Source organism: Glaesserella sp., assembly GCF_041817755.1.
GTDB lineage: Bacteria > Pseudomonadota > Gammaproteobacteria > Enterobacterales > Pasteurellaceae > Glaesserella.
Window position 1 is genome coordinate 24,235 of the sequence record NZ_JBGYBX010000059.1, and the last position, 15,688, is coordinate 39,922.

Sequence of the window (15,688 nt, forward strand, 5' to 3'; positions counted from 1 at the left end):
TAAGCTACCACAAAATAAAGCGAAATTTAACAAAATATGCTATTCTTTCCACCGTTTTTTTATGATGAGGAAGCTGAAATGGATGCGTTAACGTTATTACAACACCGTCGTTCTTCAAAAAAATTCGGCAATATTGCCCCAAATCCGCAGCAACTTGAGATCATGTTTAAAGCTGCATTAAGAGCGCCCGATCACGGACATCTCAAACCTTACCATTTTGTGGTGATTGAAAAAAACGGTTTGGAAACACTCCATCAGCATTTGATTGCCGCCGCCGAAGAATTCAATATGGGTGAAGAAGCCTTAAAAAAAGCCGAAGGCATAAAACAAAAAGCACCGATGATTATCGGTGTCGTGGCAAAAATTGCAAAAGATATCGCCAAAGTACCCGCTTGGGAGCAGATGCTTACCGCAGGTTGCGCCACCTACGCCATGCAATTGGCGGCAAATGCGATGGGCTTTGATACCTGTTGGGTCAGTAATAAGTGGGTGGACGGCTCGGCACTACGTCAGGCTTTTGGCTGTGAAGCCTCAGATAAAATTATTGCCTTAGTCATGGTTGGCAATCCGCTTGATAGTGAAAGCGTAACGACAGCCAGTCAAACGGAAAATATCGACGGTTTCGTCAGTTTTATGAAATAGGATGTCGAATGAATCAAGATCATCACCGCTATGAAGATTTAATAGAGATTTTTAACCGCTGTTTTGCCGATAGCTACAACACCCGTTTAGCTCCCGGCGGCGACTATCCTATCTATTTACCTGCCGGGTTTGCCGAAGGGAAAATACCCTGCGATCGTCCTTATCATGTCATCTTATTCGCCCACGGCTTTTACAGTAGCGCATTGCATGAAATTGCACACTGGCTGGTGGCGGGTAAGGCGCGCCGAGAATTGGAAGATTTCGGTTATTGGTATGAACCCGACGGTCGCTCGGAAGAACGCCAACGAGAATTTGAACAAGTTGAAGTCAAACCTCAGGCAATCGAATGGATTTTAGCGACCGCCGCCAATTTTCGTTATTTCGCCAGCGCCGATAATCTCACCGGTAATACCGGTGACAATTCCGCCTTCAAGCAAACCGTTTATCAACAGGTCAAAACCTATGCCGAAAAAGGATTACCTAAACGTGCCGAGCAATTGCGCCAAGCGCTGAGTGAATTTTACGGCACACCGAATAAGATTGAATTGGAGAAATTCGATCTCACCAAAATTTAGGAGTTTATATGCATTTTACCGTCATTATTCCGGCCCGTTATGCGTCCACCCGTCTCCCCCGCAAACCGTTATTGGATATTGCGGGCAAACCGATGATTCAACATGTATGGGAAAAAGCCCGTCAAGCCGGAGCCAGTCGTGTGATTGTCGCAACCGATCATGCAGAAATTGCACAAGTGGTCACTGCGTTCGGCGGTGAAATCTGTTTGACCTCGGATAAACATAATTCGGGGACGGAGCGCCTCGCGGAAGTCATTGAGAAAACGGGTATCGACGATAAGGAAATTATCGTCAATATTCAAGGGGACGAACCGTTAATTCCGCCGATTATCGTCGCACAGGTGGCGGAAAATCTGGATCGCCATCAAGTCAATATGGCGACTCTCGGTGTAAAACTGGAGACTCGGGAAGAACTGTTTAACCCGAATGTCGTCAAAGCGATTGCCGATAAAAACGGTATGGCGCTCTATTTCTCACGAGCCACCATTCCGTTCGGACGAGACCGTTTTCCACAATGCGATGATGCATTTATCCGACAGCACAACTATCTTCGCCACATCGGTATTTATGCTTATCGCGCAGGATTTATCAAACAATATGTAGCGTGGGAACCTACTCAATTGGAACAATTGGAGTCCTTAGAACAGCTTCGGGCGTTATGGCACGGTGAGAAAATCCATATCGAATTAGCCAAAGCCGCACCGCAAGTCGGGGTCGATACGGCGGAAGATTTGGAACGCGTTCGACAAATTCTGCAAAATCATCGATAACAAGCGGTCTGATTTAGCACATTTTTTGCAAATTTCATATAAACGAAAACGCCTCAATGACATGAGGCGTTTGTATTATCGGTTATGAACGTTTCATAATCTCAAAAAATTCATCATTGGTTTTGGCAACCATGAGTTTATCAATTAAGAATTCCATCGCTTCCACCTCACCCATCGGATTAAGAATCTTACGCAGAATCCACATTTTTTGCAGCTCGTCAGGTGTGGTAAGCAAGTCTTCTTTACGGGTACCGGAACGATTAAAGTCAATTGCCGGGAACACACGGCGTTCCGCAATCTTACGGGAAAGATGTAATTCCATGTTACCCGTTCCTTTGAATTCTTCAAAGATCACTTCGTCCATTTTCGAGCCGGTATCGACAAGCGCCGTAGCGATAATGGTTAAACTGCCGCCCTCTTCGACATTACGTGCGGCACCGAAGAAACGTTTCGGTCGGTGCAACGCGTTGGCATCCACACCACCCGATAAAATTTTACCTGACGCCGGTGTCACGGTATTGTAAGCTCGCGCCAAACGGGTGATAGAATCTAATAAAATCACCACGTCTTTTTTATGTTCCACCAAACGCTTCGCTTTTTCAATCACCATTTCGGCGACTTGAACGTGACGGGCGGCAGGTTCGTCAAACGTCGACGCAATCACTTCACCTTTGACAGAACGTTGCATCTCCGTGACTTCTTCAGGACGTTCATCGATTAATAACACGATTAACACACATTCCGGGTAATTATAAGTAATACTTTGGGCAATATTTTGTAATAACACCGTCTTACCGGCTTTAGGTGGGGCAACGATTAATCCGCGCTGACCTTTACCGATAGGCGAAGCCAAATCTAAAATACGGGCGGTTAAATCTTCTTTGGAACCGTTACCCCGCTCCATTCTGAGGCGGGAATTGGCATGAAGCGGCGTTAAGTTTTCGAAAAGGATTTTACTGCGGGAAACTTCCGGTTTATCGTCATTGACTTTATCGACTTTCAATAAGGCAAAATAGCGTTCGCCTTCTTTCGGCGGGCGGATTTTTCCTTCAATCGAATCACCCGTTTGTAAATTAAAACGACGAATTTGGCTCGGTGACACATAAATATCGTCGGGACCGGCAAGATAAGAACTGTCGCCTGAACGCAAGAATCCAAATCCGTCCGGTAAAATTTCCAACACGCCGCTGCCGAAAATATCTTCGCCGCTCTTCGCGTGCTGTTTTAAAATAGCAAAAATGATGTCCTGTTTACGTAAGCGGGCTAAGTTTTCTAGCCCCATTTGTTCTTCACCGATTTGAACTAGCTCCGAGACCGGTGTATTTTTTAACTCTGTTAAATGCATAGAAATAATATAGAAATGTTGTTGGTTACAATAAAGATTGGATTAAAATCAGATTAATTCAGAATAGTGATTATGAATTGAGTTGGTGAAGAATACAGCGAAATTCGAAAATTTGCAAATTTTTTCTACTTTCTGACCGCTTGTATAACGGAAAAAGAGTAGAATATTGTAAGAAAAAGGGGGAAACATGGCAGAAAAAGCAACTGGCAGCACCGAAATCCGTTTAGACAAATGGCTGTGGGCGGCTCGCTTTTATAAAACCCGCTCCATTGCCAAGGCGATGATTGAGGGCGGAAAGGTGCATTATAACGGACAACGGGCAAAAACCAGTAAAACCGTAGAAATCGGTGCAACGATTAAATTACGCCAAGGCAATGAGGAAAAAGAAGTGGTCGTATTAGCGTTAAGCGATCAACGCCGTGGCGCACCTGAAGCCCAACTGCTCTACCGGGAAACGGAAAAAAGCATCCAAGAGCGTGAAAAACTCGCCTTTGCCCGCAAAGCCAATGCATTATCGATGCCCCATCCTGACCGTCGACCAAATAAAAAAGAGCGACGTGATCTGATTAAATTTAAATATCAAGACAACGATTTGTAATTTAGCAAATTGCCCTCATATTAAGTACAACTTGCGGTGGATTTCCCCACCGCTTGCATTTTATAAGGATACATCATGACAACTTATACACAAGATAACGATAAACTTTATCGTTTTTTATTCAAGAACCGTGCTGTTCGTGGCGAATGGGTGCGTTTGAACGAAACCTTTACCGAAACATTAAATACCCACCACTACCCATCTGCGGTTCAAAATTTACTCGGGGAAATGTTAGTCGCTACCAGCTTATTGACGGCAACCTTAAAATTTGAAGGCACAATCACCGTGCAAATTCAAGGAGACGGCGCCTTAAAATTAGCACTGGTTAACGGCAATCAACATCAGCAATTGCGCGCGTTGGCCCGCGTAGACGGTGAGATTACCGAAAACGCCTCTCTTCAACAAATGATTGGTAACGGTGTATTGGTGATTTCCATTATTCCTGAAAACGGCGAACGCTATCAAGGTGTTATTGCTTTAGACAAACCCACGATCAGCGAGTGTTTAGAAGATTACTTCACCCGCTCTGAACAGCTTGCGACACAGCTTGTAATTCGTATCGGCGAGCATGACGGCAAAGCGGTTGCCGGTGGTACATTATTGCAAATAATGCCGGATGGTACCGGTTCACCGGAGGATTTTGAACATTTAGCGACATTGGCGTCCACCATTAAAGCGGAAGAATTATTCGACTTAACCGCGGAAGAACTGCTTTATCGCCTGTTTCATGAAGAAACGGTGGAAGTCTATGAACCGCAGGTAACCGAATTCAAATGCGGCTGTTCGCGAGAACGTTCCGGTGCAGCGGTTTTACTCTTACCGGAAGACGAAATTGCCGAGATGCTGGCGGAGAAACACGGTGTCATCGATATGCAATGCGAATGTTGCGGCACGCAATATTTCTTCGATAAAAAGGCGATTGAGGAACTAAAAGCCCATCGTTAACGTCAACGACAAGCGGGGCGATTTGCAAAATAATTTGCAAATCGCACCGCTTGTTATCAATTAGTATAGTAAATCAAATTAGATAAGCACTTGCTCTTGGACTTGATAACCCTGTGGTACCTGAGCTTTATCCTCAAAGGTTACAAATTCCCAGGCATTTTGATTGGCCAGTACCGCTCTAAGCAACTTATTATTCAACCCGTGACCCGATTTATAAGCTTTGAAATCACCTAAAATATTGTAGCCGCACATGAATAAGTCACCCACCGCATCAAGCATTTTATGGCGAACCAATTCATCTTTAAAGCGCAAACCTTCTTCATTTAAAATACGATATTCATCCAATACTATCGCATTATCAAGGCTTCCGCCTAAGGCTAAGCCGATTGATTGAAGATATTCAACATCTTTCATAAAGGTGAATGTTCTTGCCCGACTTAACTGCTGAATAAAATGTTGTGCCGAAAACTCCATTTGATAATGACGGACTTCTTTCGTAATCATCGGGTGAGAAAAATCGATTGTAAAATCCAATTTAAGACCATTTGCATATGGCTTAAACTCCGCCCATTTATCACCGTCTTCAACACGCACATGTTGTTTAATACGAATAAATTTTTTCGGTGCTTCTTGCTCCTCAATTCCGGCATCAAGTAAAAGGTAAATAAACGGGCTGGCACTTCCGTCCATAATCGGAATTTCCGGTGCGTTTACTTCAACAATAAGATTATCCAAACCTAACGCCGACATTGCCGCATTCAAATGTTCTACTGTCGAAATGCGTACACCGTCATCATTGATCATACAAGTACATAGTGTCGTATCACGGATTGAATCTGCACTGGCAGGGAAATAAACGACAGGATCCAAATCCGTACGAGCATAAATAATCCCAGTATTTGCCGGTGCCGGACGCACTATCAACGTTACCTTTTTACCACTATGTAAACCGATCCCCGTTACTTTAGCTGATTGCTTAAGGGTTCTTTGTTTAATCATATCGTATCCTTAATTCCCCTATGGTTCTATTGACCATTTCTCATAAACCCAGGAATTGAGCTCGGGGAAAACATTTGAGAACTATCTACTTGCTGCGGTTTTGAAGCCGCTTGCTGTTGTTGTCCGAATTGATTCTGTTGAGGATATCCGGAAACATTATTCCCATACCCTACAGGGTTATGTACTGGTTGCTGTTGCTGCATTTGATGCTGTGCCGGATAACCTTGCTGAGTGTTATGAATAGGCTGCATTCTAGGTGGAACCTGTAATGCTTCTTCCGGTTGACCGATGCCGGTTGCCACTAATGTGACGCGGATTTTTCCTTCCATTTCAGGATAAAACGCCGAACCAAAAATAATCGCCGCTTCAGGATCTGCAAAGCTGGTTACATATTCCATAATGGTATTCACTTCGGCAAGTTCAATATCTAAACCGGAAGAAATATTAACAAGAATACCTTTTGCTCCGGATAAATCCACGTCTTCTAACAATGGACTTGCAACAGCTTCTTTAGCTGCATTTTCTGCACGGTTCTCCCCTTCGGCGATTCCCGTTCCCATCATTGCGCGTCCCATTTCCGACATCACTTTTTTCACATCGGCGAAGTCAACATTAACCAAACCTTCCGAGGTAATCATATCCGTAATACCCAGTACCGCATTACGTAACACATCGTTTGCGACACCAAAGGCTTCACTGAATTTAACATTTTTAGGCAATACTTTTAATAACTTATCGTTTTGAATAATAATGAGAGAATCAACATATTTTGCAAGTTCACGGATACCTTGTTCCGCATAACCCGAGCGTTTTTTACCTTCAAAAGAGAACGGTTTAGTGACAATACCTACCGTTAAAGCGCCTTGGCTTTTCGCAATTTCCGCAATAACCGGAGCCGCACCGGTTCCCGTGCCACCACCCATACCGACGGCAATAAATACCATATCGGCACCGGCAATCATATTACTCAATGCTTCACGGTCTTCTTCCGCGGCCTGATGTCCGACATTCGGATCCGCACCCGCACCTAATCCCTTCGTTACGCTTGCCCCTATTTGAATCGTATTACGAACCGAACTACTACGTAACACTTGTGCATCGGTGTTTACTGAAAAAAACTCAACACTACCCACATCCGTCTGGGTACTGTTTACCATGTGGTTAAGCGCATTACCGCCGCCGCCGCCGACACCGATGACTTTAATTACCGCATCTTGTGATGCTTCGTAAATAGGTTCAAACATTCTTGATTCTCCCTAAATGTGTCGATAATTCATCAACACGCATTAAAAACTTGATTTTGCCCAATTATAAACTTTCTTAGCACCACGACCTAAAATATCAATAATGCCGCCTACCTTCTCACTGATTTCACCACCGGAGCTATTATCAGCATCATTGTAATGACTATATTGTAAGAGCCCTAATACTGTTGCATATTGTGGTTTGTTCACATAATCCGTCAATCCCGTAATATTTAGCGGATAGCCTACACGAACTTGAGAACCAAATACAGATTTTGCACATTCTACAATATCTTCTATTTGAGAACCACCACCTGTTAAAACAATTCCGGCAATTAATTCCTGTTTTATACCTTTTTGATATAATTCGGCACGCAATTGTGTTAATTCTTGAGCCACAACCCCTAATAAATCGTCATAACATTGTGCCGTATAATTAGACAATTGCGCCTTGGTAAAAGTTCTCGGCATTCTGCCCCCCAAGCCCGCAACTTCAATTTTCTTTTCAGGGAAATTTGTTGGAGGCGTAATCGCACTGCCATATTGTACTTTAATATTTTCCGCTTCATTACGAGAAGCAGCAAAGACTTTAGCAATATGATCGGTAACGTGATTACCGCCAAAAGGTATGACTTTACTAAAACGCAACGCACCGTCCGTATAAACCAAGACATCCATTGTTCCGCCGCCGATATCAATTAAACAAACACCTAATTCCCTTTCATCATCCGTTAAAACGGAATAACTGGATGCCAATCCGGAAAATACGATTTGATCTATTTTTAATTTACTTCGCTCCACTGCATTTTTCAAATTACGTAACCAGTCATTATGACAAGCAATCAGATGTGCTTGAGCCTGCAGACGCATTCCGGATAAACCAAGCGGGTTTTTTGTCGCCGGCAGTCTGTCTACCCGATATTCTTGTGGAATAATATGTAATGTTTCCAATCCGTCCGGAAGTTTTACCGAACGGGCAATATGAATCGCATTATCTAAATCTTCCGGTTTTACCGAACCGGAAAGCGGAACCGTACCGCTCTCATTTAAAGCGGTAATGTGAGGACCTGAAAGAGCTAATGTAACGCCCATTATTTTACAGTCTGAAACGGATTCGGCTTCTTCAATCGCTCGTTGAATCGACATCACCGTCGCATCAAGATCGACGACGCCACCGCCGTCTACGCCTTTCGACGGGCTGACACCGGATCCAATCACATTAATTACCCCGTCCGGCAATACTTCCCCAACAACGGCAACCACTTTGTGCGTGCCGATTTCCAAGCCAACTACAATTTTAGATTCTGCTACTTTTGTCATAATTAAATGATATCTGCTAAAAGAATAAACTTATTTATTGATAAATCCGACGGAAGCACCGTGCTCATAGCGAAGATCGACATAAGACAACTGCTTTCCTTCAGGAATATCAATTTCCGGGAATATAGTCACGAAACGATCAATTTTCGGTAGCCAATCACCACGTCCTAATCTCAACTCCACACCATTGTCTAAGGTAATAGTCCAAGACCCCCGATTATTCATCGCCACCGAATTTAATCCTAAATTACGGGATTTCAGATCATTTTTAATTTTGGTCCAAGCCTCTAGAACCACTTTACTTTCCGAATCCGGACCAGATAATATCGGCAGTCCGCTTCCGTCAAAACGACCTTTAGGTAAACTAAATACGACACCTTGTTCAGAGACATATTGATTGCCGTTCCAATTTGCTACGGGACGATGCTCAAGTAACGTGATACTCAATCGATCAGGATAAACCTTTCTGACCACGACATCTTTTATCCAAGACACCTCCAGAAATTTATCTTTAACTTCTTGAATATCTTGTCCGAAATAGCCTTTTAAAACAGGCTCTTTGGATAACACTTCCCGAATATCGTGATTCGTTGTGAATTGTGTTTTGTGTGTTAGCGCATAAGACTTAATCGGTGCTTTATCTAATGCGGTCAGCCAAGTTGACCAATTACTATACACTATATACATAAAAACGAGACATAATAGCACAATAATTGGTTTAATAAACACCAACCAATTTGTCGTATATTTCGGTTTACTGATATTTGTACGGATAACCGATGTAGGCTTCTTACGAAAAACCATTGCCATTAAACGCTTAACTCCAACACTCGTTCAACTAAACGTTCAAAACTGTAACCGACTGTCGCAGCCGATTTCGGGAAGATACTATGGCTGGTCATGCCCGGGCAGGTGTTCACCTCAACCAAACGGAAATGACCTTCACTGTCTTCCATCACATCAATGCGGCTCCAACCGCGACACCCTACCACGTCGTAAGCCTGTTTGACTAACTTAGCGACTTCAGCTTGACGGTCAGCATTTAACGCCGGCACAACATATTGGGTATTATCCGAAATATATTTTGCATGATAGTCATAGAATTCACCGTCCGGAATAATTTGTACCGCCGGCAATACTTCACCGTCAAGTACCGGCACGGAGTATTCTGCGCCTGCTAAATTTTCTTCCACCAATACAATGGAATCATACTTCAATGCTTCTTCAATCGCAGGCAGTAACTGCTCTGCGGTTTTCACTTTGCTCACACCGACACTTGAGCCTTCACTCGCCGGTTTCACAAACAACGGCAAACCTAATTTTGCAATAATTTCATCGGAATTGACCGCTTGTCCCCGACGAACCACTTCCATTGCTGCCGTTGGTAAACCGACTGCATTCCATAATAATTTAGTGCGGAATTTATCTAAGGTAATCGCTGAAGCCATTACGCCACAGCCTGTATATGGAATACCTAATTGTTCCAATGCTCCTTGTAATACGCCATTTTCACCGATACCGCCGTGAAGAATATTGAATACCCGCTGAATCCCTTTTTCTTTTAATTTTTCAATCGGAAATGCTTTCGTATCAATCGCTTCAACGTTGTAGCCTAAACGTTGCAAGGCTTCAAAGACCGATTTGCCTGAATTGAGCGAGACTTCACGTTCTGCAGAAACACCACCGAACAACACTGCAATTTTTTCGTTTTTTAAGCTCACCTTTCTACTCCTGTCTTGTGCTTTTACAAGCGGTCCGTTTTTGCAAAAAATTTGCAAGATCCAACCGCTTGTTTAAATATCATTATGCTTTCCATCTTTCCGCCAAATCACGCGAAAGCTTACTCACGTTACCTGCACCTTGCGCTAAAATCAAATCACCGTCATGGATAATTTGATCTAATACTTCGCCGAGTTGAGCGGTATCCGATACTAAAATCGGATCGACTTTACCTAAATTACGGATTGAACGACAAAGCGATTTACTGTCAGCCCCCACAATCGGCGCCTCACCCGCAGCATAAACCTCTAACATCACTAGCGCATCCACTTGGGATAATACTTGCACGAAGTCGTCAAATAAATCACGGGTACGCGAATAGCGGTGCGGTTGAAAAACCATCACAACGCGTTTATTTTCCCAACCTTGACGAGCGGCTTTAATCGTCACATCCACTTCTGTCGGATGGTGACCGTAATCGTCCACTAACATCACTTTACCGTTCGGACGAATAAATGAACCCAATTGGTCAAAACGACGGCCGGCGCCTTGGAAATCGGCGAGAGCAGCTAAAATCGCCTCATTGGCAATACCTTCTTCTTTTGCTACCGCGAGGGCGGCAGTAGCGTTAAGGGCATTGTGTCTGCCCGGTACATTCAATAAGACGTCAATGCGCTCACCTGTTGGACACACCACCGTATAATGTCCTTGGAAACCTGTTTGTTGATAATCTTCAATCCGGTAATCCGCTTTCTCGCTAAAACCGTAGCTAATTACTTGGCGACCGACTTTTGGGGCAATTTCCATCACGACCTCATCATCGGCGCACATTACCGCCAAACCATAGAACGGCAGATTGCGCAAGAAGCGGACATAAGTCTCTTTCATTTTTTCGAAGTCACCACCATAGGTATCCATATGGTCGGGTTCGATATTGGTGACAACCGAGACCATCGGCTGTAAATGTAAAAATGACGCATCACTTTCATCGGCTTCTGCGATTAAATAACGGCTTGCCCCTAAGTGTGCATTTTTGCCTGCTGATTTAACCAATCCTCCGTTAACAAAGGTTGGATCTAACCCTGCTTCCGTATAAATCATGGAAATCATTGCCGTTGTAGTCGTTTTACCGTGAGTTCCCGCAATGGCGATTCCGTGACGAAAGCGCATAATTTCCGCCAACATTTGAGCACGTTGAATAACCGGAATACGTGCGGCTTTTGCTGCGGCGACTTCAGGATTCGTATCATTGATTGCGCTTGACGCCACAACGACACTTGCACCGATAACATTGTCCGCTTGATGACCGATAAAGATTTTTGCCCCTGCTTTAGCTAAACGTTGCGTTACCGCACCATCGGCGATGTCCGAGCCTGAAATCCGATAGCCTTCATTTAATAATACTTCGGCAATCCCGGACATCCCTGCCCCGCCAATTCCGATAAAATGGATTTGATTGACACGACGCATTTCAGGGACTAATTTTTTAATTTTATCTTGGAAATTTTTCATTTTTGTTCCTTTATTCTCCCCTCTTTAGCAAAGAGGGGTAGGGGGAGATTTGGCAGAAAGAAATTACAGAGAAAATAATCAAACAGGCAATATAGTAATCAATATCGAGATGATATACACCTCACTTCGCTATTTCGCCGATTAAATCTCCCCTACCCCTTTTTACAAAAGAGGGGGATCTGCTCAGTTAAATATAAAATATCTATGGTTAATTGTTATTACAAACTATTTTCCACAATCACTTCCGCCACACGTTTTGCGGCTAATGGTGTGGCTTTCGCTCTTGCTTTTACCGCCATTTCCGTGAGTTTTTGACGATCGGCAATTAAAGGTTCTAATGCTTTTAATAAATTTTCGGGAGTAAAATCTTGCTGTTCAATAATCACCGCAGCACCCGCCCGAGCAAGATATTCCGCATTTAAAAATTGTTGGCGATCTTTATGCTGAAACGGCACAAAAATTGCAGGCAGTCCTGCGGCGGCAATTTCACATACGGTCAAGGCCCCCGAACGACAAATCACTAAATCCGCCCATTCGTAAGCCGCTTTCATATCATCAATAAATTCGCTGGCAGTACCGTTACCCGTTGCTTGATAAACCTCTTCCACACCGAGTAATTTACCTTTACCGACTTGATGGCTGATAAAAACGTGTTGCCCTAACACTTTAGCAACTTCCGGCACCGTTTTATTGATCACTAACGCCCCTTGACTACCGCCCATCACTAAAATATTGATTGGATAACCTTTTTCAGCAAAACGCTGTTCTGGAAGTGCTATTTGAAACAGATCTTGACGAACAGGGTTTCCGACGACTTCCGCATTCGGAAATGCCGTTGGAAAAGCTTGTAAGGTACGACGAGCAATTTTAGCAAGCCACACATTGGTTAAGCCAGCCACCGCATTTTGCTCATGCAAAATCACCGGAACACCACATAATTTTGCCGCAATACCACCCGGTCCTGACACATAACCGCCCATCCCTAATACGGCATCCGGTTTATAACGCCGAATAATTTTTCGGGCTTGTAATATGGCGCGAAAAATCGCAAACGGCGCAGTCAGTAATGCTTTCAGTCCCTTGCCTTTGATACCTGAAATTTGAATAAATTCAATCGGAATACCATGTTTTGGCACAAGATCCGCTTCCATACGATCTTTTGTACCGAGCCAACGGATATCCCAGCCTTGCTGTTGCAACTCTCGGGCAACGGCAATCGCAGGAAAAACATGCCCCCCCGTACCACCAGCCATCACTAATAATTTTTTTGTCATTTTATGATTCCTAATACGGCTTAATCGTCAATTAAGTGTGCGTGTCCGACACGAGCCAAACGGTTTTCATGATCGATCCTTAACAATACGGCAACCGCAATGGACATGATCACTAAACTTGAACCGCCGTAGCTCACCAACGGAAAAGTGAGTCCTTTTGTCGGCAGTAGCCCGGATGCCACACCAAGGTTAACGAAACCTTGAATAAAAATCCAAACACCCACACCGAATGCAAAAAAGCCTTTAAACCGCTCTTCTAAAATTAACGCCTCTCGGCTGATTTTTAATGCTCGTAACGTTAAGGCGGTTAATAACAACACGACAATCCCAATGCCAAACAATCCGAATTCTTCTCCTACAACTGCCATCACAAAGTCCGTATGCGCTTCAGGTAAATATTCTAATTTTTGCACGGAATTTCCTAAGCCTCTGCCCCAAAATTCACCTTGACCAAACGCCATTTGAGAGTTGGACAGTTGGAAACCGTCGCCATAGGCATCAGCAAACGGATCCATAAACGACGTTACTCGTTTTAAACGGTATTCCGAACTGAGTACCAAAAAGGCGAATGCCAATCCCCCGGTTATCGCCAGCAATAAAAACTGGAACTTTCTGGCGCCCATAATAAATAACATGGCAAACGTCAGAACGAAAAGTACCGCCGTACTTCCCAAATCAGGTTGTAACAACAATAACACGCTGAATAAACCAAGAATAATCATCGGTCGAATAAAACTCAGACTTTTTGTCCGCATTTCATCAAATTTCCGCACATAAAAACTGGAGAAATAACAAATGACTGCTAATTTTGCCAACTCGGCAGGTTGGAAATTGATTGGTCCGATAGGAATCCAACGGGTTGCCCCATTCACATTTTTACCGACAATTAACGTCGCCAATAATAAAAGTAATGAAATAATAAAAAACCAACCGTTAAATTTTTCCCAACGGTCGCTCGGTATCTGAACAAAAAAAGCACAAGCGCAAATTGCTGCCGCAACATAGATACCGTCACGTACGGCAAAATAGAACGGATCATTATACAACCGCGTACTCACAGGAATAGATGCGGATGTCACCATCACCAGACCAATCACCAATAAAATAATGAACAACCAAATCAACGTGCGATCATATAACGCATTTGTCGGGGTTAACGTCGCCCACTTATCCCATTCTTGCTTGACTTTTTCCAGCATTACGCTTGTACCCCTTGAGCCAACGCCGCAAACTGCTTGCCACGTTCTTCAAAATTTTTAAACTGATCTAAACTGGCACAGGCTGGTGAAAGTAGTACCATATCGCCTGCTTTTAATAGTAAACGAATTTGTGCGACAGCTTGTGCCATTGTTTCCACTAAAACGCTATTTTGAGTTAAAGCGGCAAGTTCCGCTCCATCTTTTCCAAAACAGTAACACACCGTATTCGGCTGATTCACAAACGGTTTTAATTCGGAAAAATCAGCATCTTTTCCGTCACCGCCCAACAAGAGATAAAGCGTTCCTTCGACTTGTAAGCCATTTAATGCTGCGACAGTACTGCCGACGTTCGTTGCTTTTGAGTCGTTAATCCAACGCACTCCATCATTCGTCGGTACTAACTGGAAACGGTGATCTAATCCTGAATAGCTTTGTAGAGCTTTCACAATACCCGAACGATCAACGCCAGCCGCTTCCGCCAATGCCATTGATGCCAAGGCATTCATCACATTGTGGCGACCGGTAATTTTCAGCTCCTTAACCGCAACGACTGCTTCATCGCCTGAATAAAGTTCTCCATTACAAGCGGTATATTCTGCGTCTTTTTCTGCAAATTTTTTCAAAGATCCGACCGCTTGTTCTGGGAAGGTTTGCAGATCTTCACCATTTACAATCACATTTTCGGCATTGTGATAAATTTTCAATTTTGCTTGGCGATAATCTTCAATGCTCTCATAGCGATCCATATGATCTTCACTGATATTCAAAATGGTCGCCGCTTTTGCTTTTAAGGAATAGGTGGTTTCCAGCTGGAAGCTCGATAATTCCAACACATAAAGCTCGTAATCGCCTTTCAATAAACTCAATGCCGGCACGCCGATATTGCCCCCCATTCCAACTTTGACACCTGCTTGTTTTGTCATTTCAGTCGTCAAAGTCGTGACCGTACTTTTACCGTTCGAGCCTGTAATCGCAATAATCGGAGCTTTTGCTTCACGACAGAACAACTCAATATCGCCAACCACTTCCACACCGGCTTGAATAGCTTGCTGAATTTCTGGTGTTGCTAAGGCAAGCCCCGGGCTAATCACAATTAAATCGGAACTTAATAGCCACTCAAGGTTTAAACTGCCTGTGTGTAGTGGAATGTCCTTCGATAATTTATCTGCCCCTGCCGGATTAGCTCGGGTATCAATCACTCGTACTTTAGCTTGTTTGTCCGCAAAAAATTCGACACAAGATAAGCCCGTTGTGCCTAAGCCGATAATCGTGATGGTTTTGCCTTGATATTGATTTTGCATTTTGTTGTTCTCTAAAAACAGTATTTTTTCATATGTAGGGACGCCACGCTTGGCGTCCAATATTAATGTACAATCAATGTGAATATCGGGACACGAAGCGTCGTGTCCCTTGTATGTTTAATTTATAGTAAACTAGCAACTAAACCATAACGTTATCCACAGCTTGAGTGTCCCTAGAGATAAAACTCGTTTCGTAGCGTAGGCGTGGATAACTTCATCAGCAAAACCGAACAGTTGAATTAATA

Annotated in this window: 15 protein-coding genes; 5 read left to right on the top strand and 10 right to left on the bottom strand. The window is 43.6% G+C overall.

What is annotated here, in order from left to right; all coding sequences use genetic code 11:
* The first annotated feature begins 78 nt into the window (after positions 1-78).
* Genes ACEYKX_RS09370 through kdsB form a run of 3 tightly spaced genes read left to right on the top strand, consistent with a single transcriptional unit; the run spans position 79 to position 1,987 of the window.
* Complete coding sequence (locus ACEYKX_RS09370) at positions 79-642, top strand: nitroreductase family protein (protein WP_373766256.1); 564 nt, start codon at positions 79-81, stop codon at positions 640-642.
* A gap of 8 nt (positions 643-650) precedes the next feature.
* Positions 651-1,217 (top strand): elongation factor P hydroxylase, encoded by a 567-nt coding sequence (locus ACEYKX_RS09375; RefSeq protein WP_373766257.1) that lies wholly within the window; start codon positions 651-653, stop codon positions 1,215-1,217.
* Positions 1,218-1,225: 8 nt separating this feature from the next.
* Complete coding sequence (kdsB, locus tag ACEYKX_RS09380) at positions 1,226-1,987, top strand: 3-deoxy-manno-octulosonate cytidylyltransferase (RefSeq protein WP_373766258.1); 762 nt, start codon at positions 1,226-1,228, stop codon at positions 1,985-1,987.
* 82 nt (positions 1,988-2,069) lie between these two features.
* On the opposite strand, the gene rho is transcribed toward kdsB, so the two are convergent.
* Positions 2,070-3,332 carry a transcription termination factor Rho gene (gene rho / locus ACEYKX_RS09385; protein ID WP_373766259.1) on the bottom strand — a complete coding sequence of 421 codons (1,263 nt, stop codon included), beginning with the start codon at positions 3,330-3,332 and terminating at the stop codon, positions 2,070-2,072.
* A 187-nt stretch (positions 3,333-3,519) separates the two neighbouring features.
* Here rho and hslR point away from each other — a divergent pair, with 187 nt between their 5' ends.
* Both hslR and hslO read left to right on the top strand, forming a co-directional pair.
* Entirely contained in the window at positions 3,520-3,930 is a 411-nt protein-coding gene (gene hslR / locus ACEYKX_RS09390) for a ribosome-associated heat shock protein Hsp15 (RefSeq protein ID WP_373766260.1), read from the top strand.
* Between the two features lie 75 nt (positions 3,931-4,005).
* A complete protein-coding gene (hslO, locus tag ACEYKX_RS09395; protein ID WP_373766261.1) occupies positions 4,006-4,875 on the top strand; it encodes an Hsp33 family molecular chaperone HslO in 870 nt (289 codons plus the stop codon).
* 78 nt (positions 4,876-4,953) lie between these two features.
* On the opposite strand, the gene lpxC is transcribed toward hslO, so the two are convergent.
* From lpxC to murD, 9 genes are all read right to left on the bottom strand, one after another.
* A complete protein-coding gene (gene lpxC, locus ACEYKX_RS09400) occupies positions 4,954-5,874 on the bottom strand; it encodes a UDP-3-O-acyl-N-acetylglucosamine deacetylase (protein ID WP_373766262.1) in 921 nt (306 codons plus the stop codon).
* Positions 5,875-5,900: 26 nt separating this feature from the next.
* Positions 5,901-7,118, bottom strand: a complete 1,218-nt coding sequence (gene ftsZ, locus ACEYKX_RS09405) for a cell division protein FtsZ (RefSeq protein ID WP_373766263.1) — start codon at positions 7,116-7,118, stop codon at positions 5,901-5,903.
* Between the two features lie 42 nt (positions 7,119-7,160).
* On the bottom strand, positions 7,161-8,438 hold the full coding sequence (gene ftsA / locus ACEYKX_RS09410; RefSeq protein WP_373766264.1) for a cell division protein FtsA: 1,278 nt from the start codon (positions 8,436-8,438) through the stop codon (positions 7,161-7,163).
* 30 nt (positions 8,439-8,468) lie between these two features.
* On the bottom strand, positions 8,469-9,248 hold the full coding sequence (locus ACEYKX_RS09415) for a cell division protein FtsQ/DivIB (RefSeq protein ID WP_373766265.1): 780 nt from the start codon (positions 9,246-9,248) through the stop codon (positions 8,469-8,471).
* A complete protein-coding gene (locus ACEYKX_RS09420; RefSeq protein ID WP_373766266.1) occupies positions 9,248-10,159 on the bottom strand; it encodes a D-alanine--D-alanine ligase in 912 nt (303 codons plus the stop codon). Before ACEYKX_RS09420 ends, ACEYKX_RS09415 begins: the two co-directional genes overlap by 1 nt.
* 82 nt (positions 10,160-10,241) lie before the next feature.
* On the bottom strand, positions 10,242-11,669 hold the full coding sequence (gene murC / locus ACEYKX_RS09425; protein WP_373766267.1) for a UDP-N-acetylmuramate--L-alanine ligase: 1,428 nt from the start codon (positions 11,667-11,669) through the stop codon (positions 10,242-10,244).
* A 218-nt stretch (positions 11,670-11,887) separates the two neighbouring features.
* A complete protein-coding gene (gene murG / locus ACEYKX_RS09430) occupies positions 11,888-12,943 on the bottom strand; it encodes an undecaprenyldiphospho-muramoylpentapeptide beta-N-acetylglucosaminyltransferase (protein WP_373766268.1) in 1,056 nt (351 codons plus the stop codon).
* Positions 12,944-12,963: 20 nt separating this feature from the next.
* Positions 12,964-14,142, bottom strand: a complete 1,179-nt coding sequence (gene ftsW / locus ACEYKX_RS09435; protein ID WP_373766269.1) for a putative lipid II flippase FtsW — start codon at positions 14,140-14,142, stop codon at positions 12,964-12,966.
* Entirely contained in the window at positions 14,142-15,443 is a 1,302-nt protein-coding gene (murD, locus tag ACEYKX_RS09440; protein ID WP_373766270.1) for a UDP-N-acetylmuramoyl-L-alanine--D-glutamate ligase, read from the bottom strand. The genes ftsW and murD overlap by 1 nt, the downstream gene beginning before the upstream one ends.
* Positions 15,444-15,688 lie beyond the last annotated feature (245 nt).